The 21,372-nt window shown below is 75.4% G+C and carries 16 protein-coding genes, 1 pseudogene and 1 riboswitch; of the genes and pseudogenes, 6 read left to right on the top strand and 11 right to left on the bottom strand.

Annotated elements, in window-relative coordinates; translation table 11 throughout:
- Window positions 1-154: 154 nt before the first annotated feature.
- Window positions 155-3,799, top strand: coding sequence for a hypothetical protein (locus tag ACZ6Q9_RS08120; protein WP_396828211.1), 3,645 nt, complete (start codon window positions 155-157; stop codon window positions 3,797-3,799).
- On the opposite strand, the pseudogene pspM reads toward ACZ6Q9_RS08120, so the two are convergent.
- From pspM to ACZ6Q9_RS08085, 7 genes and pseudogenes are all read right to left on the bottom strand, one after another.
- Window positions 3,800-4,585, bottom strand: a pseudogene (pspM, locus tag ACZ6Q9_RS08115) (phage shock envelope stress response protein PspM); the annotation flags it as partial.
- Window positions 4,586-4,607: 22 nt separating this feature from the next.
- Window positions 4,608-5,480, bottom strand: a complete 873-nt coding sequence (locus tag ACZ6Q9_RS08110) for a PspA/IM30 family protein (RefSeq protein WP_396828216.1) — start codon at window positions 5,478-5,480, stop codon at window positions 4,608-4,610.
- A gap of 203 nt (window positions 5,481-5,683) precedes the next feature.
- Complete coding sequence (locus ACZ6Q9_RS08105) at window positions 5,684-6,127, bottom strand: helix-turn-helix domain-containing protein (protein ID WP_350705047.1); 444 nt, start codon at window positions 6,125-6,127, stop codon at window positions 5,684-5,686.
- Between the two features lie 335 nt (window positions 6,128-6,462).
- Window positions 6,463-7,020 (bottom strand): CinA family protein, encoded by a 558-nt coding sequence (locus tag ACZ6Q9_RS08100; protein ID WP_393265524.1) that lies wholly within the window; start codon window positions 7,018-7,020, stop codon window positions 6,463-6,465.
- Window positions 7,021-7,130: 110 nt separating this feature from the next.
- Window positions 7,131-7,724 carry a CDP-diacylglycerol--glycerol-3-phosphate 3-phosphatidyltransferase gene (gene pgsA / locus ACZ6Q9_RS08095; protein ID WP_393265525.1) on the bottom strand — a complete coding sequence of 198 codons (594 nt, stop codon included), beginning with the start codon at window positions 7,722-7,724 and terminating at the stop codon, window positions 7,131-7,133.
- A gap of 77 nt (window positions 7,725-7,801) precedes the next feature.
- Complete coding sequence (rimO, locus tag ACZ6Q9_RS08090) at window positions 7,802-9,304, bottom strand: 30S ribosomal protein S12 methylthiotransferase RimO (protein WP_393265528.1); 1,503 nt, start codon at window positions 9,302-9,304, stop codon at window positions 7,802-7,804.
- Window positions 9,305-9,437: 133 nt separating this feature from the next.
- Window positions 9,438-10,361, bottom strand: a complete 924-nt coding sequence (locus ACZ6Q9_RS08085; protein WP_393265531.1) for an ornithine cyclodeaminase family protein — start codon at window positions 10,359-10,361, stop codon at window positions 9,438-9,440.
- 97 nt (window positions 10,362-10,458) lie between these two features.
- Window positions 10,459-10,523: riboswitch (guanidine-III (ykkC-III) riboswitch) on the top strand.
- Window positions 10,524-10,585: 62 nt separating this feature from the next.
- On the opposite strand from ACZ6Q9_RS08085, the gene ACZ6Q9_RS08080 reads away from it, so the two are divergent.
- On the top strand, window positions 10,586-10,900 hold the full coding sequence (locus ACZ6Q9_RS08080; protein WP_350705037.1) for a DMT family transporter: 315 nt from the start codon (window positions 10,586-10,588) through the stop codon (window positions 10,898-10,900).
- 84 nt (window positions 10,901-10,984) lie between these two features.
- Entirely contained in the window at window positions 10,985-11,230 is a 246-nt protein-coding gene (locus ACZ6Q9_RS08075; protein ID WP_393451806.1) for a hypothetical protein, read from the top strand.
- A 112-nt stretch (window positions 11,231-11,342) separates the two neighbouring features.
- Here ACZ6Q9_RS08075 and ACZ6Q9_RS08070 read toward each other — a convergent pair whose 3' ends face one another.
- Window positions 11,343-13,799 carry a DNA translocase FtsK gene (locus ACZ6Q9_RS08070; protein ID WP_393451803.1) on the bottom strand — a complete coding sequence of 819 codons (2,457 nt, stop codon included), beginning with the start codon at window positions 13,797-13,799 and terminating at the stop codon, window positions 11,343-11,345.
- A 113-nt stretch (window positions 13,800-13,912) separates the two neighbouring features.
- Here ACZ6Q9_RS08070 and ACZ6Q9_RS08065 point away from each other — a divergent pair, with 113 nt between their 5' ends.
- The 3 genes from ACZ6Q9_RS08065 (at window position 13,913) to ACZ6Q9_RS08055 (ending at window position 17,171) form a co-directional block, all read left to right on the top strand.
- The gene (locus ACZ6Q9_RS08065; RefSeq protein ID WP_393265537.1) at window positions 13,913-14,392 is read left to right on the top strand and encodes a YbjN domain-containing protein; all 480 of its coding nucleotides are present in this window, start codon (window positions 13,913-13,915) and stop codon (window positions 14,390-14,392) included.
- Window positions 14,393-14,541: 149 nt separating this feature from the next.
- Window positions 14,542-16,266, top strand: coding sequence for a YbjN domain-containing protein (locus tag ACZ6Q9_RS08060; RefSeq protein WP_396828420.1), 1,725 nt, complete (start codon window positions 14,542-14,544; stop codon window positions 16,264-16,266).
- A gap of 74 nt (window positions 16,267-16,340) precedes the next feature.
- Window positions 16,341-17,171, top strand: coding sequence for an isocitrate lyase/PEP mutase family protein (locus ACZ6Q9_RS08055; RefSeq protein WP_393265543.1), 831 nt, complete (start codon window positions 16,341-16,343; stop codon window positions 17,169-17,171).
- Between the two features lie 69 nt (window positions 17,172-17,240).
- Here ACZ6Q9_RS08055 and ACZ6Q9_RS08050 read toward each other — a convergent pair whose 3' ends face one another.
- From ACZ6Q9_RS08050 to thyX, 3 genes are read right to left on the bottom strand one after another with little or no spacing between them, the layout of a single operon-like run.
- Complete coding sequence (locus ACZ6Q9_RS08050; protein ID WP_393451800.1) at window positions 17,241-18,929, bottom strand: ribonuclease J; 1,689 nt, start codon at window positions 18,927-18,929, stop codon at window positions 17,241-17,243.
- Between the two features lie 52 nt (window positions 18,930-18,981).
- Window positions 18,982-19,908 (bottom strand): 4-hydroxy-tetrahydrodipicolinate synthase, encoded by a 927-nt coding sequence (gene dapA, locus ACZ6Q9_RS08045; RefSeq protein WP_393265547.1) that lies wholly within the window; start codon window positions 19,906-19,908, stop codon window positions 18,982-18,984.
- 46 nt (window positions 19,909-19,954) lie between these two features.
- Entirely contained in the window at window positions 19,955-20,698 is a 744-nt protein-coding gene (thyX, locus tag ACZ6Q9_RS08040; protein WP_393265615.1) for an FAD-dependent thymidylate synthase, read from the bottom strand.
- Between the last annotated feature and the right edge of the window lie 674 nt (window positions 20,699-21,372).

The following is a 21,372-nucleotide window of genomic DNA, read 5'->3' as shown; positions in this document are numbered from 1 at the left end:
GTCGCGTCCCCGCCACAGATACGGACGATTGGGTACTTCCTAACCCCGCCGTCGCGTCGCATGCTGCGGTTGACTCCTCACGCATCGTCAGCGACGCGCGACCGGGCCGCCACGGCGCCGTGGCGGGCCCCGCGCCCGGACACCGGGGAGAGCCATGGACCTGTTCCGCAGACTCCGGATCCCGTGGGAGCGGGCGGCGCCCCGCACCGGGAACGGCGCCACCGCCGGATCCCGTCCGGCGGGGCCGGTCCCGGCGGCCCGGCGCGTGGAGGAGCCGGTCGTGGTGCCGGCCAGCCTCGACCCGGCGGCCGTCCCGCGCTGCTTCGGTCCGGTGCCGAACTACGCCCGCAGCCCGCTGCCGGTCGTCGGGGCCGACGGCCGGGTGGTGCCCGGCACCGGCATCCGCAAGTTCGTCGACGCGCTGCCCGGCCTCGGCACACTCGGCCGCACCCAGCTGGGCGGCCACCTCCCCGTGGCCGTGCCCGACACCATCAGCTACCCGGGCTGCGACTACTACGAGATCGTCCTGGAGCAGTACGCGCAGCGACTGCACCGGGACCTGCCGGCGACCCGGCTGCGCGGCTACCGCCAGCTCAACCTCGGCACGGACGCCAACGGGCACAACACGGTGGTGCCGGCGGGGCGCCCCTGGCACCTCGGCCCGGTCATCCTGGCCCGCCGGGGCCGCCCGGTCCGGGTCAAGTTCATCAACCACCTCCCCACCGGCCGGGCCGGGGAGCTCTTCCTGCCGGTCGATCCGACGGTGGCGGGCGCGGGGACGGGCCCGCTCGACGGCCCCGCGCCCTACCCGCAGAACCGGGCGGTGCTGCGCCTGGCGGGCGCGCACACCGGGTGGATCAGCGCCGGCAACCCCTGGCAGTGGGTGACCCCGGCGGGCGAGATCACCCCGTACCCGAACGGGACCGGCCTGGCCCACGTCCCCGACATGCCGCCGCCCGGCGCGGGCGCCACCACGCTCTACTACCCGAACGAGCAGAGCGGGCGGCTGTGCTGGTTCCACGACAACACCGTCGGCCTGGCCCGGCTGACCGTCTACTCCGGGCAGCTCGCGCTCTACCTGCTCACCGACCCGGCCGAGGAGGAACTCGTCGCCGACGGCGTGCTGCCCGCCGACCAGCTCCCGCTGGTGATCGAGGACAAGACGTTCGTGCCGGACGACACCCAGCTCGCCGGGGAGGACCCAACCTGGGACCGGGACCGCTGGGGTTCCCGGGGCAGCCTCTGGCACCCGCACGTCTACCAGCCCCGGCAGAACCCGCACCGGGCCGACGGGACGAACCCGACCGGCCGGTGGGACTACGGCCCGTGGTCGCGTACGGCCGACGAGCCCGGGCCGCGGGAGCACCCCGGGACGCCCGACGCGGGCCCGGTGCCGAACCCGCACCACGACCCGGTCACGGACCCGGAGGAGCCGCCGCTGACGCCCGGCGTCCCGCACCCGTCGGCGGTGCCGGACGCGTTCGGCGACACCATGCTGGTCAACGGGATCGCGTACCCGTACCTGGAGGTCGCGCCGCGGACGTACCGCTTCCGGATCCTCAACGCCTGCCTGGACCGCGGCCTGAACCTCCAGCTCTACCGGGCCCGCTCCGACGGCCCGATGTGGGACCCGGAGGGCGACCTGGCCGACGCGGACGCCGGCGAGGTGCCGATGGTGGAGGCGGTCCGCGCGCCGGACCGTCCGGCGGGCTGGCCGACGGACGGGCGCGAGGGCGGGGTCCCCGACCCGCGCGCCGCCGGCCCGGCGCTGGTCCAGATCGGCAACGAGGGCGGCCTGCTCCCCGCGCCGGTGGTCGTGCCCAACCAGCCGGTCGGCTACCGGTACGACCGCCGGGACCCGACCGTGCTCAACGTCGACTCGCACGCGCTGCTGCTCGCCCCGGGCGAGGTGGCCGACGTGCTGGTCGACTTCTCGGCCGTGCCGCCGGGCGGCACGGTGATCCTCTACAACGACTGCCCCGCCCCGCTGCCCGGCTTCGACCCGCGCGCCGACCACCACACGGGTGCCCCGGACCGCACCGCCGAGGGCGGCCCGCCGCCGACCCGCCCCGGGTACGGCCCGAACACCCGCACGCTGCTCCAGTTCCGGGTCGCCGGCACCCCGGCGCCGCCGTACGACCTGGCCCGGCTGCGGGACCGCCTGCCCCGCGCGTACGCGGCCAGCCAGCGCCCGCCGATCGTGCCGCAGGCGGCGTACGACGCGGCGTTCGGCACCCGTACCGGCCGGGGAACGGTCGTCCCGGTGCACGCCACCACGGTCAGCTTCGTGCCGACCGGCGGCGCCGCCCCGGTGCTCCTCCCGTTGCAGGTGAAGGCGGTGCAGCAGGTCTTCGAACCGGAGCACGGCCGGCTGGTCGGCCGGCTGGGCGTCGGGCACCCGCACGCCGGGCCGCTCGCCCCCATCACCCTGCCGCTCGGCCCGACCGATCCGGCCACCGAGGTGCTGCACGTGAGCGATCCGGCGATCGGAGTGGGCGCGCCCGCCGACGGCACCCAGCTCTGGCGCATCCGCGGCAACAGCCGGCAGACCCAGCCGGTGCGGTTCGCCGGCTGCGACGTCCAACTGGTCAACCGGGTCGGCTGGGACGGCGCCACCCGCCTGCCGCACCCCGCCGAGCGGGGCTGGAAGCAGGTGGTCCGGGTCGACCCGCGGGAGGACGTGATCGTCGCCCTGCGGCCCGTCGCGCCGCCGCTGCCGTTCAAGATCGGCGACAGCGTACGGCTGCTCGACCCGGCCCGCCCGGCCGGCGCCCGGACCGGCTCGACCCCGGTCAGCCCGGTCGACGGCCGGCCGTCGCTGGTGGTGAACCAGCTCGTCAACCTGGGCTGGGAGTACCACTGGCACAGCCAGCTCGCCGGGCACCGCGACCAGGGCATGATCCGGCCCCTGGTGCTGCGGGTCTCGCCCAGGGCGCCGACCGGGCTGACCGCGACGCCGGCCCCGGGCTCGGCGACCGCGCTGCCGGCGATCGCGCTGGCCTGGACGGGCAACGGCAGCCGCCCGGCGGCCACCAGCCACCTGCTCCAGCGGGCCACCGACGCCACCTTCACGCAGGGGCTGACCGCGATCACCGTGGCGGCCACGGCGAACCGCTACACCGACGCCACCGTCACCCCCGGGGTGACCTACCACTACCGGATCCGGGCGGAGAACGCGGTGAGCTGCTCCACCTGGTCCAACAGCGTGCCGGCGTCGGTGCAGCTCGCCGCGCCGGCGGGGCTGACCGCGGCGATCCCGCCGGCCGCTCCACTGCGGATCGCGCTGCGCTGGACCAACCGTTCCTTCGCCACCGGCATCGACGTGCAGCGGGCCACCAACCCGACCTTCAGCAGCGGGCCGGGCACCACCGCGATCGGGGTCGGCGACAACCACCTCGACGCGGCGGTCGCCCCGGACACCACGTACTACTACCGGGTGCGGACCACCTATCTCGGGGCCGCGTCACCCTGGTCGACGGTGGCCCGGGCGACCACGCCGCCAGCCCCGGGCCTGCCCACGGGGGTGACCGCCACCGCCACGGCGCCCGGGCCCGACACGGCGACGGTGATCCTCGGCTGGTCGTCGAGCACCCCCGCCGGACCGGGGGCCGGGTTCATCGTGCAGCGGGCGCTGGACCCGGCGTTCAGCCGGGAGGTGTCGACCTTCACCGTCACCGGCCGCGGCTTCACCAACACCGGCCTGGCGCGGGGCGCCACCTACCACTACCGCATCCGGTCGTTCAACGTCGTCGGCAGCTCCCCGTTCACCGGCCCGGTGCCGGTCACGACGCCGCCCTGATCAGGGAGCGCGCAGCGGCGCGCCCACGCCGCGCAACTCGGCCAGCGCCGAGGCGACCCCGTGCAGCAGGTCGGTCGCCTCGGTCAGCCGGGAGGCGGCCGGGTGGTCGGCGTCGGGACGCGCGTCCTCGGCGACGTAGCCGGCGGCGGCCACGACCAGCCGCTCGTACGCCGCGACACCCTGCTCCAGTTGGCCGGCCAACGCCCGGTGCGCCTCGGCCAGCGGCGGCCGGGCGTCGGCGGGGGCGAGCCGCAGCGCGCGTTCGACACTGGCCACCCGGCCGGCGAGGTCCCGCAGCGAGCGGTCGGCGTCGGCCGCCTCCGACACGGCGGGCCCGGCCAGCCCGGTCAGCCGGCCGGCCATCCCGGCGAGGGTGAGGGCGGCCCGGTCCAGCCGGGCCCACGGCTCGGCGGCGCTGGTGCCGCGCAGCGCCACCCGGGAGCGCACCCGACGCACCTCGGCCAGCACGCCGGGGCCGGCGGGGAGCCGCTCCACGGCGGCGACGAAGCGGGCGCGTGACCGGGCGGCGGCCTCGGCCGGGTCGAGCGCGGGCGGCGCCGGCCGGGCGGCCAGCGCGCGCAGGTCGACCCAGCGCCAGGCGGCGAGCACCAGCGCCCCGCCCGCCCCGGCCGCCCAGGCCGCGTCGGGCAGCCCGAGCCCGGCGTACGGGGTCAGCACGGCGGCCGCGCCGCCGAGGCCCCCTGCCGTGACGCTCCACCGGCGGGCGGACCGCCGCAACCGACTCAGGCGCCGGAAGTACCGCGTGCGCTCGTCTGCCACCTCTGCTGCCTCCTCGACCTGACCGGCCTCAGCCGGCGGCGGTGGTGTCCCCGGTGCCGCGTTCCCGGCCCATGCTGGCCCGGATCTCGTCCAGCCGGGCGGCGGCGGCCGGGTCGGCTACCGGCGCGGCGGGCTCCGTACGCGCGACGGGCGGTCGTTCCTGCCTGCCGCCGAGCTGCTCACCGGCCATGCTCGACCGGATCTGCTCCAACCGGGCGGAGCCGGCCGAGTCGAGGGTCGCCTTCTGGATCTCCAGCATCCGGCCCTCGACGGAGTTGCCGGCCAGCTCGGCGCGGCCCATCGCGGTGGCGTACCGCTGCTCGATCCGGTCGCGCACCTCGTCGAGCGAGGGGGTGTTGGCGGGCGCGGTCAGCGCCGACATCGACTCCAGCGAGCGGGCCACGCTCTCCTGCATCTTGGCCTGCTCCAGCTGGCTGAGCAGCTTGGTGCGCTCGGCGAGCTTCTGCTGAAGGATCATCGAGTTGTTCTCGACCGCCCGGCGGGCCTGGGCGGCGGCGCCCAGCGCCTGGTCGTGCAGGGTCTTCAGGTCCTCGGTGGCCTGCTCGGCGGAGACCAGTTGGGTGGCCAGGGTCTGCGCGGAGTGCTCGTAGCGGTTGGCCTCGGCCTCGTCGCCCTTGGCGCGGGCCTGGTCGGCGAGGACGAGGGCCTGGCGCGCGTTGGCCTGGAGCCGCTCGACCTCCGACATCTGGCGGGACAGCTTCATCTCGAGCTGCCGCTGGTTGCCGATCACCGCGGCGGCCTGCTGGACGAGCGCCTGGTGCTGGCGCTGGGCCTCCTCGATGGCCTGCTGGATCTGCACCTTGGGATCGGCGTGCTCGTCGATCCTGGCGCCGAACAGCGCCATCAGGTACTTCCAACCCTTGACGAACGGGTTAGCCATCTCCGCGGTATCCCCTCAGTAGCGTCGCTCCGCCTCGACCGGGCGGGCCCGGCCGGCTGCGGCGCGGCAGTGGCTCCATCGTCCCAGCCGGACGCCACCGGGGCATCCGTACCGACCAGCGAAGCGAGCGCCGACGCCGTCCGCGATCAACCCTACGCGGCGGTCGCCACCGCGACCATGGGACGCGGACGGGGTGGGGTGGGTCAGGCGGCGCAGACCACGTCGCGGTCGCCCCCGCGGACGCGGGAGGTGCGCAGCGTGGCCTTCAGCGGCGAATCCTGGCGGACCTGGACGGCGACCTTGCCGTCGGAGCTGACCTGGTGCACGCCCCGGCCCGTGGCCTTGCGCACCGTGGTCACCCCGGTGGTGTCGACGGTCTCGTCCTGCACCGGCACGAGCACGCCCGGCATCTGCTCGGCGAGCGCGACCGTGTCGCTGACCTCGCGCAGCAGCTCGGACAGGCGCGCGCCCAGCGCGTCGCAGATCGCCGCCAGCAGCTCGCTGGACGGCTCCTTCTGGCCGCGCTCGATCTCGGAGAGGTAGCCCAGGCTGACGTTGGCGGCGGAGGAGACCTCGCGCAGGGTGCGATGCTGCCCCTGCCGGCGCGCCCGCAGTGCGTCACCGATAACCCGGCGTAGCAGGACCATTCGCACCTCCCCTGAGGGACACCACTGTTTCGTGCGGCCGTCCGGCACGTCGTGCCGGCTCCGACCGTCGGAGCCTTCCCGCAACCGTACCCGTTGCCGGCCCCGCCGACATCCCACCCCGCCTCTCGGATTGCGGAGTCTGCTCAGCCTGTGGGATCGGCTCGGCGTGGGACGTGGGCCCGCGTTGCGGGGGTCGGCTCGGCTTGCGCGGCCGGGCCAGGCCCGGCTCGGCCGCGCGAGACGGCCCGGCCGCGCGAGACGGCCCGGCCGCGCGAGACGGCCCGGCCGCGCGAGACGGCCCGGCCGCGCGAGACGGCCCGGCCGCGCGAGACGGCTCAGCGCCGCCCGGCGGCGGCGGTGTCGGTCCGCCCGGCTTCGGCCCCGCCCGCGTCGGCGTGGTGGATCCGCTCGGCGAGCAGCCGCAGCGCCTCGACGACCGCCGCGGAGCGGATGTGGTCGCGGCCACCGTCCAGGTCGAGCTGCCGGACGTCGACCCCGGCGGGCCCGGCCACCGCCACGTAGACCAGCCCGACCGGCTTGCCGTCCTGCGGCTCCGGGCCGGCCACCCCGGTCGTGGCCAGGCCCCAGTCGGCTCCGCAGCGCTGTCGCCCGCCCTCCGCGAGGGCCACCGCCACATCCGGGTCGACGGGCCCGCGGTCGGCCAGCAGATCCTCTGCCACGCCGGCGAGCTGCGACTTCAGCTCGGTGGCGTAGACCACCAGCCCGCCCCGGAAGATGCCGCTCACCCCGGCGATCTCCACGATCGAGGCGGCCAGCAGCCCCCCGGTCAGCGACTCCACCGTGGCCAGGGTCTCGTGGCGCTCCGCCAGCCGGTGCACCACGCCCGCCGCCGGGCTGCCCACCGGCCGCGCGCCGTCCGCGTCACTCTCCATGTCCCAGATCCTTCCCGCGCCCCGCCGGGCGTACTCATCCTCCCCGAGCCGACAGGATCACAGGGTGGGCGGCCTGGATCCCCGGCCCGCCGCCCGGCCGGGAGACCGGGTCAGGAGGCGGGCCGGCGCAGGCGCAGGGCCTGGGCGACGTAGTCGAAACCGGTGACCACCGTGACCCCGACCGCCGCGGCCATGATCCACGGACCGACGGCGGCGAGGGCGGCCGGCATCGGCCACAGGTACCAGGTGATCGCGAGGATCTGGAGCGCTGTCTTGATCTTGCCGCCCCGGCTGGCCGCGATCACCCCGTGCCGAATCACCCAGAAGCGCAGCCCGGTGATGCCCAGCTCGCGGACGAGGATCACCGTGGTCACCCACCAGGGCAGCCGGTCGTACCAGGAGAGCAGCAGCAACGCGGCGCCGGTGAGCGCCTTGTCGGCGATCGGGTCGGCGACCTTGCCGACCGAGGTGACCAGGGCGAAGCGGCGGGCGATCCAGCCGTCGACCAGGTCGGTCACCGAGGCGACGGCGAAGATCAGGCAGGCGGCCATCTGCCAGCCGGCGTGGGTCATCCCCGAGACGACCAGGGACGCGCCGAAGATCGGCACCAGGACCAGCCGCAGCGCGGTGAGCGCGTTCGCCGCGTTCAGCACGGGCACCCGGGCCACCACCGGCGCCGGCGTGGAATCCGTCGCCCCGGTCACCGCCGTCCCCCGCTCCGGCCGCCGTGGTGCATCTGGCACCCCACCACGTGGCTCCCCCGCTCTGTCCGGGCCCGCCGTCACCGTGCCGCGCCGGGCGCAGCCGAGATCATCTCATCCGGGACCGCGACGAGGTCCACCCCTTCGGTGCCCGTCACCGTCGCCCGCACCAGGTCGCCGGGGCGCAGCGCGGCGAGGTCCACCCCGCCGCCGGACGGCGCGACGAGGGTGGTCGAGCCGTCGACCTCGGGGGCCTGGTGGGCCGCCCGCCCCTCGACCACGCCGTCGGCGACCGAGTCGACCAGCACCTCGACGGTGGAGCCGAGCCGCTCCTCGGCCCGCTGCGAACAGAGCTCGTCGGCGAGCGCGCCGAGCCGGTCGTACCGGCGCTTGACGGTGGCGGCGGAGACCTTGCCGGGCAGCCCGGCGGCCTCGGTGCCGTCCTCGTCGCTGTAGTCGAACACGCCGATCGCGTCGAGCCGCGCCTCGGTCAGGAAGCGGACCAGCTCCTGGTAGTCGGCGCGGGTCTCGCCCGGGAAGCCGACGATGAAGTTGCTCCGCGCGCCCGCCTCCGGGGCCAGGGCGCGGGCGCTCGCCAGCAGCTCCAGGAACCGGTCGGTGGAGCCGAAGCGGCGCATCCGGCGCAGCACCGACTCGCTGGAGTGCTGGAACGACAGGTCGAAGTAGGGGGCCACGCCGGGCGTGGTGGCGATCGCCTCGACCAGGCCGGGCCGGGTCTCGGCCGGCTGGAGGTAGCTCGCCCGCACCCGGACGATGCCGTCGATCGCGGCGAGCTGCGGCAGCAGCTTCTCCAGCGCCCGGGGATCACCCAGGTCCTTGCCGTACGAGGTCGAGTTCTCGCTGACCAGCACCAGCTCGCGGACGCCGGTCTTGGCCAGCCACTCCGCCTCGGCGAGCAGCTCGTCCGGCGTACGCGAGACGAAGGCGCCGCGGAAGGCGGGGATGGCGCAGAACGCGCAGCGCCGGTCGCAGCCGCTGGCGAGCTTCAGCGAGGCGACCGGGCCGGTGTCGAGCCGGCGGCGCAGCACCTGGCGCAGGTGCGCCGGGGTGTGCTCGTCGGTCTCGGTGACGCCCCGGGCGGGGGTGCCGTGGCCGGGCAGCGACACCGCGCTGTCCCGGCGGGAGACCGGGGTCAGCGGGAGCAGCTCGCGGCGGTCGCGCGGGGTGTGCGCGTGGATCGCCTCGCCGGCGACCACGGCGTCCAGCCGGGCGGCGATGTCCGGGTAGTCGTCGAAGCTGAGCACGGCCTGCGCCTCGGGGAGGCTGTCGGCCAGCTCACGGCCGTACCGCTCGGCCATGCAGCCGGCCGCGACCACCTTCGCGCCGGTGTCGGCGGCGGCCAGCAGGGTCTGGATGGAGTCCTGCTTCGCCTTCTCCACGAAGCCGCAGGTGTTCACGACCACCACGTCGGCGCCCTCGCCGTCGGTGGTGACCTGCCAGCCGTCAGCGTGCAGCCGGGCGGCCAACTCCTCCGAGTCGACCTCGTTGCGGGCGCAGCCCAGCGTCAGCAGGGCGACCCGGCGGCCGTCGGAGTTGTCGGAAGAGGAGGTGGCAGACACCATCCGAGGGTACCGGGCCGCCCGCGACCCCCCACGCACGCCCGTCCTGCAAGGAAGGGCACCTTGTTAACGGATTCGGTAGAGGAAGGGGCCCTTCCTTCGTGGCTCGGCGCCGGGGTGACGGACGCCGCGCCGGTCAGACGGTCGCCGCGCCGACCCGGACCAGGCGGTCGAGCAGGAACACCTCGGTGCCGGCCAGGCCGGTCGAGCAGAAGACCGAGACCTGGTCCGCGCCGGTCCGGCCCGGCACCGCGCCGGCCAGCACCCCGCCCAGGTCGCGCAGCCGCCCGGCGTACGCCGGGAGCGCCGCGAGCATCGGCGGATCGTACGCGGCGGCCTGCGCCGGCGAGTCGGTGACCAGCAGGTCGGCGGCGTCCAGCAGGTCGGGGCCGAACTCGTGCCGGTCGGCCTGCTTGAAGCCGACCGTGTTGACGTGGGTGCCGGGAGCGAGGTCGGCGGCGTCGAGCACCGGGGTGACGCTGGTGGTGGCGAGCACCACGACGTCGCGGTCGGCCACGGCGGCCCGGGCCGACGCCACGGCGCGCGCCGGCACGCCCAGCTCGGCGCGCACCCGGGCGGCGAACGCCTCTCGCCGGACGGCGGAGCGGCTGTGCACCGTGACCTCGCGCAGCGGGCGGACCGCAGCCGCCGCCCAGACCTGCGTCCACGCCTGCCGGCCCGAACCGACCACGCCCAGGGTGGCGGCGTCCGGGCGGGCCAGGGCGTCCACGGCGGCCCCGCCGAGCCCGCCGGTGCGGCGGGAGCCCAGCTCCTCCCCGACCGCCACCGCCCGGACCGCCCCCGTACGCCCGTCGTGCAGCACCACCACCTGCTCGCTCTCCGGGTGCCCGAACGTGTCGTACGAGCGGAAGCCGTACCACTCGCCGGTGAGGTGCCCGGCGGTGAGCACCATCCGCCCCCCACCCAGCGGCGCGGCGGCCCGGGGCGGGGCCACCAGGCGGCCGGCGTACGCGGCGAGCAGGGCGTCCCGCATGGCCGCCACGGTGGTGGGGGCGTCCAGCGCGGCGGTGACCTCGGCGTCGGAGAAGAGCAGCGGCATGCGCCCATACTGCAAGTTGAAGTCAAGTTAAGGTCAACGAGGGGTGGCGGGGCTCACCACCCTCCTCCGGCACGTCCCGTTCGGTGCTAGCGTCGGCCCTGACGGCCACGGCCGTCCCGGACGAGTGGTGGGCGTACCCGGTCAGGCCAAGACGCCCGCGTGACGTGCAGACCCGACTCGTCCCGGCCCCGGAGGTCCGGGCGCAACCGCAGAGGTGATCTTCAATGGCCTGGATCGTGCTGGTGATCTCCGGACTCCTGGAGACGGCGTGGGCGATCGCCCTCGACCGCAGCGCCGGCTTCAGCCGTCCCGTCCCGTCGGCGGTCTTCGTGGTGACGCTGGTGCTCAGCATGGCCGGGCTGGGGTACGCGCTGCGCGAGATCCCGGTCGGCACCGGCTACGCCGTCTGGGTCGGCATCGGGACGGTCGGCACCGCCCTGGTCGGGATGCTCGCGCTGAACGAGCCGGCCAACCTGCCCCGGATCGCCTGCCTCCTGCTGGTGATCGCCGGCATCGTGGGCCTGAAGATCTTCCACTGAGGACACGGGCCCGAGGCGTGACGAACGGCCACAGTGGGTAGAGGTCGGCCTGGTAACGCAGGCTCTCACCCACCGGAGGCAGACATGGCCGACATGCCCACCACCGCCCGCCCGCGCAGTGGCGCCGCCCGCATCTGCACCATCCTGGGCTTCGTCTTCGCGGTCATCGCGATCCTGTTCCTGCCGCCGCTGTTCGGCCTCGCCGGCCTGATCCTCGGGATCGTCGGCGCCGTGCTCGGCGACAAGCCGCTCGGCTGGTACGCCGCCGTCGCCAGCGTGGCCGGCGCGATCATCGGCATGGTCATCGGCGCTGCCCTCTACAACTCCTGACCGCCGCTCCCCCACGGACGGGCCCGCCGGCTTCCGGCGGGCCCGTCCGTGTCCTACCCGGTCGACCAGGGCGGGCCGAAGGAGCCGGCAACGCGTCGGCGCCCGGTCGGCGTCACTCCTCGCCGCCGCGCAGGCCGACCAGGACCTCCTCCAGCTCGTCGGGCTTGACCAGCACGTCGCGGGCCTTGGAGCCCTCCGACGGGCCGACCACGCCCCGGGTCTCCATCAGGTCCATCAGCCGCCCCGCCTTGGCGAAGCCGACCCGCAGCTTGCGCTGCAACATGGAGGTCGAGCCGAACTGCGAGGTGACCACCAGCTCGACGGCCTGCACCAGCAGGTCGAGGTCGTCGCCGATGTCCTCGTCGATCTTCTTCTTGCCGCTGTCCGGCGCGGCGAGCACATCGGGGCGGAACTCCGGCTCGCGCTGGCTCTTGCAGAACTTCACCACGTCGGCGATCTCGCGCTCGGTCACCCAGGCGCCCTGGATCCGGATCGGCTTCGAGGCGCCCATCGGCAGGAAGAGACCGTCGCCGCGGCCGAGCAGCTTCTCCGCGCCCGGCTGGTCGAGGATGACCCGCGAGTCGGCCAGGGAGGAGGTGGCGAACGCCAGCCGGGACGGCACGTTCGCCTTGATCAGGCCGGTGACCACGTCGACCGACGGGCGCTGGGTGGCCAGCACCAGGTGGATGCCGGCCGCGCGGGCGAGCTGGGTGATCCGGACGACCGAGTCCTCCACGTCGCGCGGGGCGACCATCATCAGGTCGGCCAGCTCGTCCACGATCACCAGCAGGTACGGGTACGGGCGCATCTCCCGCTCGCTGCCCGGCGGGGCCTTGATCTCGCCGGTGCGCACCTTGCGGTTGAAGTCGTCGATGTGCCGGACCCCGTTGGCGGCGAGGTCGTCGTAGCGCATGTCCATCTCGCGGACGACCCACTCCAGCGAGTCGGCCGCCTTCTTGGCGTTGGTCACGATCGGCGTGACCAGGTGCGGGATGCCCTCGTAGCCGGTCATCTCGACGCGCTTCGGGTCGATCAGCAGCAGCCGCACCTCGTCCGGCGTGGCCCGGGTGAGAATGGACACCAGCAGCGAGTTCAGGCAGGACGACTTGCCCGCGCCGGTCGCGCCGGCGATCAGGATGTGCGGCATCTTGGCGAGGTTGGCCACGACGTAGCCGCCCTCGATGTCCTTGCCGAGCGCCACCACCATCGGGTGGTGGTCGCCGGTGGCGGCCCGCGAGCGCAGCACGTCGCCGAGCGCCACGTTCTCCGGGTCGGTGTTCGGGATCTCCACGCCGACCGCGCTCTTGCCCGGGATCGGGCTCAGGATCCGCACGTCCGGCGACTTCACCGCGTACGCGATGTTGCGGGAGAGCTGGGTGATCCGCTCGACCTTGACGCCCGGGCCCAGCTCCACCTCGTAGCGGGTGACGGTCGGCCCGCGGGTGAAGCCGGTGACGGCGGCGTCCACGTCGAACTGCTCGAAGACGCCGGTGAGCGCGGCGATCACCTCGTCGTTGGCCCGGCTCCGGCTCTTCGGGGCCGCGCCGCTGCTGAGCATGTTCGCCGGCGGCAGGGTGTAGTCGCCGGCCAGCCCGGTCAGCGCGAGCTGCTCGGCCCGGGTCGGTGCGGGCGAGTGCTCCGGCGGCTCGACCGGCTTGCGGCTGGCCGGGACCTTGCCGGGGCGCTTGCGGGGCAGCACGAGGGTTTCCTGGAGGTCCGCCCCGTCAAGTTCGTCGTCGAACTCCGCCGGGTCGACCGGCGGCGGCGCCGCCCGCTTCGTCGCGCGCTTGCGGGCGGGCTTCGCGGGCGCCTCGTCCGTCTCCTCCTCCGCCGGCGGGGCGACCAGGGTGCCGGCGAGCAGGCCGAGCCGCTCCGGGATCTTGTTGATCGGCGTCGCGGTGACCACCAGCAGGCCGAAGACCAGCAGCAGGATCAGCAGCGGCACGGCGACCCAGGCGGTGACGGCCCGCTCCAACAGGCTGCCCACGCCCGCGCCGACCAGGCCGCCGGCGAAGTCGCGCTGGACCGCGTCGACCGGGTTCTGCCCGATGTGCAGCATCGCGGCGGTGGCGACCAGCATCGAGCCCCAGCCGACCAGCCCCCGGCCGCGGTGCTCCGGGTCGCCGGGCTCGCGCATGAGACGCCAGGCCCCGATCATCAGCAGCACCGGCACCACGATGGCGATCGCGCCGAGGAAGAGCCGGACGGTGTCGGCCAGCTGCTCGCCGACCGGGCCGGCGCCGGAGAACCAGATGGCCACCGCGCTGAGCAGGGCGAGACCGAAGACCAACAGCCCCGCGCCGTCACGGCGGTGCTCCGGGTCGAGCCCGCGGGCCGAGGCGGCCTGCCGGCCGGCGGCGCGGAACGCCCAACCGACGCCGTGCGCCAGCCCCATCCACAGTGCGCCGACCGCGCGCCCGACGAGGAGCCCCGGGCCCGGCCGCGCCGCGGGCCGCCGCCGGGGGGCCGGCCGGGCGGTCTTCTTCGCCGGCTGGCGGGCACGGCTGTTCGTGGTGCCACGCGGCGACGCGCCGCGCCGCCGACTCGCCTGAGAGGTACGGCCCGCCATAGCATCAACTTAACGGCGTGACCCGGCAGATCGCCGCTTTTCCGGGTCGTGTCCGCGCGTCGCAGCGCGGACCGCGCCGCTTCACGTGATATCTGCCTCAGAAGGGATGCCCGATGGCGTCGCCGGGAATCGAGGACGGTCCGGACGGCCCCCTGGCCGGACACCCGGCGGCGCTGCGACCGCTGACCGGTGAGCTGATCGCCGCCGTCCTGCACAGCCGGGGGTACGTGGTCCAGGCCGACGCGGACGGCGACCTGGTCGGCCGCTGGGCCGACAGCCTGATCTGGTTCCTGCGGCCGGGCGCCGCCGGTGAGCTGCTCCAGGTCCGCACCCTGGCCGCGCCGACGTTCCCGATCGAGTACGTGCCGGCGCTGCACGCCTTCTGCAACGCGTGGAACCACGACCGGCTCTGGCCGAAGGCGTTCGTGCACGTCGAGGACGACGGGCGGGCCCGGGTCTGCGGCGAGGTCATCACCGACCTGGAGCGCGGGGTCACCCCGCACCAGCTCGACCAGCTGCTCGACTGCGGCATCGCCACCGGCTGCCAGCTCGCCACCGAGGTCGCCCGGCTGCCCGGCGGGGTCGTGGCGTGACGGGCCGGGGCGGGGAGCCGGCCCCTCGCGGGCTGGACCCCTTCGGGCCGACCGGCCGGTGGGGCGGGCGGCGGCACCGGGACCCGGCGCTGGCCGAGGCGCTCGCCGACGCCCGCGACGCGCCCGACGGCGAGGCCCGCAGCGCGGAGCTGGAACGGATCGCCGCGCACGCCGACGCCACCGGCGACGACCGGTCCGCGGTGGAGGCCCGGTTCGCGCTGATCGAGGGCTATCTGCTGCACGGGGAGCGGTGGCGGCTGGTCGAGCCGGTACGCCGCTGCCTCGCCACCGTCGACCGTCGCCCCGACCTGCTGCCCGGCCCGGACGCCGCACTGCTGCTGCGGTACCAGCGGTACGCCGTGGAGGCCCTGCTCGGCAGCCCCCGGGTCGGGCTGGACCAGGCCCTGGCCATGCTGGACGATCTCGCCGCCCGGGCCACCGCCCGCTCCCCCGTCCCGCCGGACGGCGGCGACGCAGCCGACCCGGCCTGCGGGACAGGCTCCGGCGGTGCCGCCCAGGCGGGCGTAACGGGCCACGGCGGCGCCACGGCGGGCGTAACGGGCCACGGCCGCGCCCCGGCGGGCGCGACGGGCCACGGCCGCGCCCCGGCGGGCGCTACGGGCCACGGCCGCGCCCCGGCGGGCGCTACGGGCCACGGCGGCGCCGGCGGGTCGGGCGGGGACGCGGCGGTGGTCGCCGAGCTGCGCTGCCGGATCGCCGACCACCTGGGCGACGAGCCGGCCGCCCGGCGGTGGTTCGACCGCTGGTCGGCGGCCGGGGCAACGCCGGCCGGCGGCTGCCCCGGCTGCGCGCCGGCCCGGCGGGCGGAACTGCTCGCCGGGTGGGGCGACCACCGGGCCGCGCTGGACGCGCTGGCGGAAACGGCGGCCGGCACGGGCGGCTGCACCGAGCAACCCGAGCGGGCGCTGGCCGCCGGGCTGCTGCCCTGGCTGCGCGCCGGGGAGCCGGCGCGGGCAGCCGAGGCGCACGTGCGGGCGTACCGGCGGCACCGGCGGGAGCAGGCCGCCTTCCCGTACCTCGCCGCGCACCTGCGGTGGTGCGCGCTGGGCGGGCACCCCGCCCGGGGGCTGGACGTCCTGGCCGAGCAGCTGCCCCGGCTGGACCGGCCGCACGACGACCTGTCCGCGATGGAGTTCGCCGCCGCCGGGGCGCTGGTCTGCGCGCTCGCCGTCGAGGCGGGGCTGGGGGGCCGGACGGTGCACCGACCCGGGTACGGCGACCGCCCGGCCGCCGACCTCGACGTGGCCACGCTCGGCGCCACCCTGCTCGGGTTGGCCACCGCGCTGGCCGGCAGCTTCGACGCCCGCAACGGCACCGGCCACCAGTCCGGCCGGATCGCGTCCTGGCTGGCCGAGCGGCCGCTCGCCGCACCGGTGCCGCTGCCGCCGGACGACGCGCCCGACGACGACCCGGGCGACCCGGCCGACGACGACCCGCCGGCCGACGGGGAGCCACGCCCGCTGAGCGTGGAGATGATCACGGCCGCCCTGGACCGGCGCGGGGACCACTACGCCGTGGACGCCGACGGCACCGTGGTCGGCCGGTGGGGCGAGGCGCTCATCCAGTTCCGCCGGGCCGGCGAGCGGGGCGAGATCCTCCGGGCGCGCGCGGTGGCGAGCCGCCGGCTGCCGGCCGACCGGCTCGCCGAGGCGTACGCGTTCTGCAACGCGTGGAACCACGACCGGCTGCTGCCGAAGGCGTACGTGCACGACCTCGGGGGCGAGCTGGTGCTGGCCGGCGACGTCAGCACCGACCTGGCGCACGGGGTGGCCCCGGCCCAGCTCACGGTCCTGCTCGACGCGGCCGTCGACACCGGCGTCGCGTACGCCGATGCCGTGGCCGCGCTGCCCTGACCGGCCGGGCGGGCACACGGGTGAGGTCCGAAACCCGCCGGACGGTCTCCTCCCGCCCTGGTGGACTCGTGCCTATGACGACGCACCGACAGCGCACCGCCCTGCTCCTGCACTCCCTGCACCGGCCCGGCTCCCCCCTCGTGCTGCCCAACGCCTGGGACGCCGCCAGCGCGCGGATCGTGGCCGACTGCGGCGCGACCGCCGTCGCCACCACCAGCGCCGGCGTCTCCTGGAGCCTGGGCGCGCCGGACGGCGACGAGCTGGACCGGGACGGCGCCCTGGCGGTGGTCGCCCGCGTCGCCGCCGCCGTCACCGTCCCGGTCACCGCCGACATCGAGAGCGGGTACGCCGCCGACCCGGCCGGGGTCGCCCGCACCGTGACCGCGGTGCTCGCCGCCGGCGCGGTCGGCGTCAACATCGAGGACGCCCCGCCGGCAGGGACGTCCCCGCTGCGCCCGGTCGACGGGCAGTGCGCCCGCATCCGGGCGGCCCGGGAGGCCGCCGACGAGGCAGGGGTACGGCTCTTCGTCAACGCCCGCACCGACGTGTTCCTGCGGGCCGTCGGCGACCCGGCGGACCGGCTGGCGGAGACGCTGCGCCGGGCGGCGGCGTACCGGGCGGCGGGCGCGGACGGCATCTTCGTGCCGGGCGTGGTCGACGCGGAGACCATCGGGGCGCTGGTCGCCGGGATCGACGGGCCGGTCAACGTGCTCGCCGGGCCGGGGTCGCTCCCCGTGGCCGCCCTGGCCGGGCTGGGGGTGGCCCGGGTCAGCCTCGGCTCGGCGCTCGCCGAGGCCGCGTACGGGCTGGTCCGCCGCGCCGCCACGGAGGCGCTGCGCTCCGGCTCGTACGACTCGCTGGCCGGCGCGATCAGCTACGGCGAGCTGAACGCGCTGCTGGCCTGAGCCGACGGCCCCGGACGCCGCGACGCCCGCCGGCACACGGGGTGCGGGCGGGCGTCGGTGAAGCGGGGGTCAGACCTCGACGACGGTGGGCACGATCATGGGCCGGCGCCGGTACGCGTCGTTCACCCACCGCCCCACAGTGCGCCGGACGATCTGCTGGAGCTGGTGCGGGTCGGTGATGCCGTCGGCCGCCGCCCGGTTCAGGGCCTCGGTGACCAGCGGGATCACCGGGTTGAACGCCTCCGGGTCCTCCGAGAAGCCCTTGGCGGAGAGGGTGGGACCGCCGACCACCTTGCCGGTCACGGAGTCGACGACCACGGTGGTGGCGATGAACCCGCCGTCGCCGAGGATCCGCCGCTCGGTGAGCAGCGACTCGCTGACGTCGCCGACGGCGAGGCCGTCGACGTAGACGTAGCGGCTCTTCACGTGCCCGACGAGGCTGGCCCGGCCCTCGACGAGGTCGACGACGTCGCCGTCCTCGCAGAGCACCACGCGGTCGGGGGCGACACCGGACTCGATGCCGAGCCGGGCGTGCGCGCGCAGGTGCCGCCACTCACCGTGCACCGGCATCAGGTTGCTGGGGCGCACCACGTTCAGCAGGTAGAGCAGCTCGCCGGCGGGGGCGTGGCCGGAGACGTGCACCTTGGCCACGTCCTTGTGCACCACCACCGCGCCGGCCCGGGCCAGCCGGTTGATGACCCGGTAGACGGACGTCTCGTTGCCGGGCACCAGCGACGAGGCGAGCACCACCGTGTCGCCGGGGGCGATGGTGATGTGCCGGTGGTCGCCGCTGGCCATCCGGCCCAGGGCGCTCATCGGCTCGCCCTGCGAGCCGGTGGACATCAGCACGATCTGCTCGGGCGGCATGGTGGTCGCCTCTTCCAGCCCGACGACCAGCCCGGCCGGGATGTTGAGCAGCCCGAGGTCGCGGGCGATGCCCATGTTGCGGACCATGGAGCGGCCGATCAGGGCGACCTTGCGGCCGTGCTCGGCGGCGGAGTCGAAGACCTGCTGCACCCGGTGCACGTGCGAGGCGAACGAGGCGACGATGATCCGGCCGCGCGCCTTCGCGAAGATCGAGTCGAGCACCGGCCCGATCTCGCGTTCGGGGGTGACGAAGCCGGGGATCTCCGCGTTGGTGGAGTCCGACAGCAGCAGGTCCACGCCCTCGGCGCCGAGCCGGGCGAACCCGGCCAGGTCGGTGATCCGGCCGTCCAGCGGGAGCTGGTCCATCTTGAAGTCGCCGGTGTGCAGCACCAGGCCGGCCGGGGTGCGGATGGCCACCGCGAGCGCGTCCGGGATCGAGTGGTTGACCGCGAAGAACTCGCACTCGAACGGGCCGAGCCGCTCCCGGCCGCCCTCCCGCACGGTCAGCGTGTAGGGCTGGATCCGCCGCTCGGCGAGCTTCGCCTCGACCAGGGCCAGCGTGAACTGCGAACCGACCAGCGGGATGTCGGGCTTGTGCGCGAGCAGGTAGGGAACCGCGCCGATGTGGTCCTCGTGGCCGTGGGTGAGCACGATCGCCTGGACGTCGTCGAGCCGGTCGAGGATCGGGCCGAAGTCCGGCAGGATCAGGTCGACGCCGGGCTGCTCCACGTCCGGGAAGAGCACCCCGCAGTCGACGACGAGCAGCTTGCCGTCGTACTCGAAGACGGTCATGTTGCGACCGATGGCGCCGAGCCCGCCGAGCGGGATGATCCGCAGCCCACCCTCCGGCAGCGGCGGGGGCAGTTCCGCCTCGATGTGCGCCTCGGTCACGCGTCCACCTCATTCTGCGGCGCCGTCACCCGGCGCCCGTCGTGTCGTTCGGTCATTCGGGCAGTTCCAGGCCCGCTGCCGCGCAGTCCGCGCGGAGCTGGGCGATCTCGTCGTCGGTCGCGTCGACCAGCGGCGGACGCACCGGGCCGGCGGGCATCCCGGCGGCGGCCAGGCCGGCCTTCACCAGGATCACGCCCTGGGTGCGGAAGATGCCGGTGTACAGCGGCAGCAGCCGCCGGTGCAGGTCCAGCGCGCCGGCGGTGTCCCCCGCGTCGTACGCCTCGATCATCCGCTTGGTGAGCGCGCCGGTGAAGTGGGTCGAGGTGCCGACCACGCCGACGGCGCCCACGGCCAGCGCGGGCAGGGTCAGCGAGTCCTCGCCGCTGTAGAAGGCGAGGTTGGTGCGGGCGGTGACCCAGCCGGTCGCGGTCAGGTCACCCTTGGCGTCCTTCACCGCGACGATCCGGCCGTGCTCGGCCAGCCGCACCATCGTCTCGGTGGCAATCGGCACGCCGGAGCGGTGCGGGATGTCGTAGAGCATCACCGGCAGCCCGGTGGCGTCCGCGACGGCGGTGAAGTGGCGCAGCAGGCCGGCCTGCGGCGGCTTGTTGTAGTACGGGGTGACCACGAGCAGGCCGTGCGCGCCGGCCTTCTCCGCGCCGGTGGCCAGCTCGATGGTGTGCCGGGTGTCGTTGGTGCCGACCCCCGCCACGACCTTGGCGCGGTCGCCGACGGCCTCCACCACCGCCCGGATCAGGTGTTCCTTCTCCGCGTCGGTGGTGGTCGGCGACTCGCCGGTGGTGCCGTTGACCACCAGCGCGTCGTTGCCCTGCTCGTCCACCAGGTAGCTGGCGAGGCGCGCCGCGCCGTCGAGGTCGAGCGAGCCGTCGGCGGTGAACGGGGTCACCATGGCCGTGAGCACTCGCCCGAAGGGGCGGGACACCGCCCGGGCGGGGGTGTCAGGGTGGTCGTGCGTCATGCCACCAACCTAGCGGACGACCACCGGCACCCCGCCGGGGAAGGGCTCAGGACAGCTCGGCGTGCGGGCTGGCGGCCACCTCGGTGCCGTCGGGCAGGGCCGAGACGACGAAGTCGGCGAAGACGTTCGGGGCGACCCGCTGGAGTTGCCGCAGGCACTCCACCGCCAGCTCGCGGATCTCGACGTCGGCGTGCTCGGTGGCGCGCATGGCGATGAAGTGCCGCCAGGCCCGGTAGTTGCCGGTGACCACGATCCGCGTCTCGGTGGCGTTGGGCAGGACGGCGCGGGCCGCCTGGCGGGCCTGCTTGCGCCGCAGCGTGGCGTTCTCCACGTCCGCGAAGCGCCGCTCCAGCCCCTCCAGCAGCTCGTTGTACGCGCGCACGCTCGCCTCGGCGGCCTCCACGAACTTCTTGTGCAGCTCCGGGTCCTCGGCGATCACCGAGGGCTCGACCATGGCGGCGTCCCGCTCCGGCACGTACCGCTGGGAGAGCTGGGAGTAGGAGAAGTGGCGGTGCCGGATCAGCTCGTGGGTGAACGAGCGGGACACGCCGCTGAAGTAGAAGCTGACCGAGCCGTGCTCCAGCACGCTCAGGTGCCCGACCTCGAGGATGTGCGCGAGGTAGCCGGCGTTGGTGGCCGTGGCCGGGTTGGGCTTCTTCCAGCTCTGGTAGCAGGCCCGGCCGGCGAACTCGGCGAGCGCCTGGCCGCCCTCGGCGTCGGTCGACCACGGCACGTCGTCCGGGGCCTCGAAGTGGGTCCACGCGATGAGCTTGACCTGTGGCTGCACCATGTCCGGCATTCCTGGCACTGTAGTGGCCCCACGGTCGTGGGGGAAAGTTGGGCTCACGAGCCGAACGGGTCGTTGAGCTGCGAAACGGTCGGACAGGTGCCGGTCCGCCTGACCGACACGTGGCCAAGATCTCGACGCGCTCGGGCTGCCGCTGGGTGGATGCGCGACGACGCTGGCGAGCTGCCCTCACAGACGGGGCAGCCACCCGAGCGGTCGGGCAGCCACCCGAGCGGTCGGGAGCCACCCGAGCGGTCGGGCAGCCACCCGAGCGGTCGGGAGCCACGCGAGCGGTCGGGAGGCCGGCAACCGCCACCGGTCGTCGGCGCGGACGACAGCGGCCACGACCGGGCCGGCGGCGCGGAAGCGCCACCACCGGGTCGGCGGCGCGGGCGGCGGCCGCGAGCCCGGCGCGCAAGGAGGGTGCGCGCCGCCCGCCGGTGGAACGCCATGGGTGTCACGAGCCCTGCGTGACACCCATGACGTTCCACTCTGCGAGGTCAATGCCCCGGCGGGCGGCCGGGCGAGGCGAGCAGACCCCCACCACCCGTGGTGGTCCTACAGACGGGGCAGCTCGACAGTGTCGCGGCAGGGCACCGTGGGCTGCCGGAAGTCGATGGTGCGACGGGCCGACGACCGCCGCGCCCGACCCACCCGACCCACCGCGCCCGAGCCGC

It is taken from the genome of Micromonospora sp. NPDC049139 (assembly GCF_055586845.1).
Note: the sequence above shows the minus strand (reverse complement) of the source record. Positions and strands in the feature narration are given on the sequence as shown.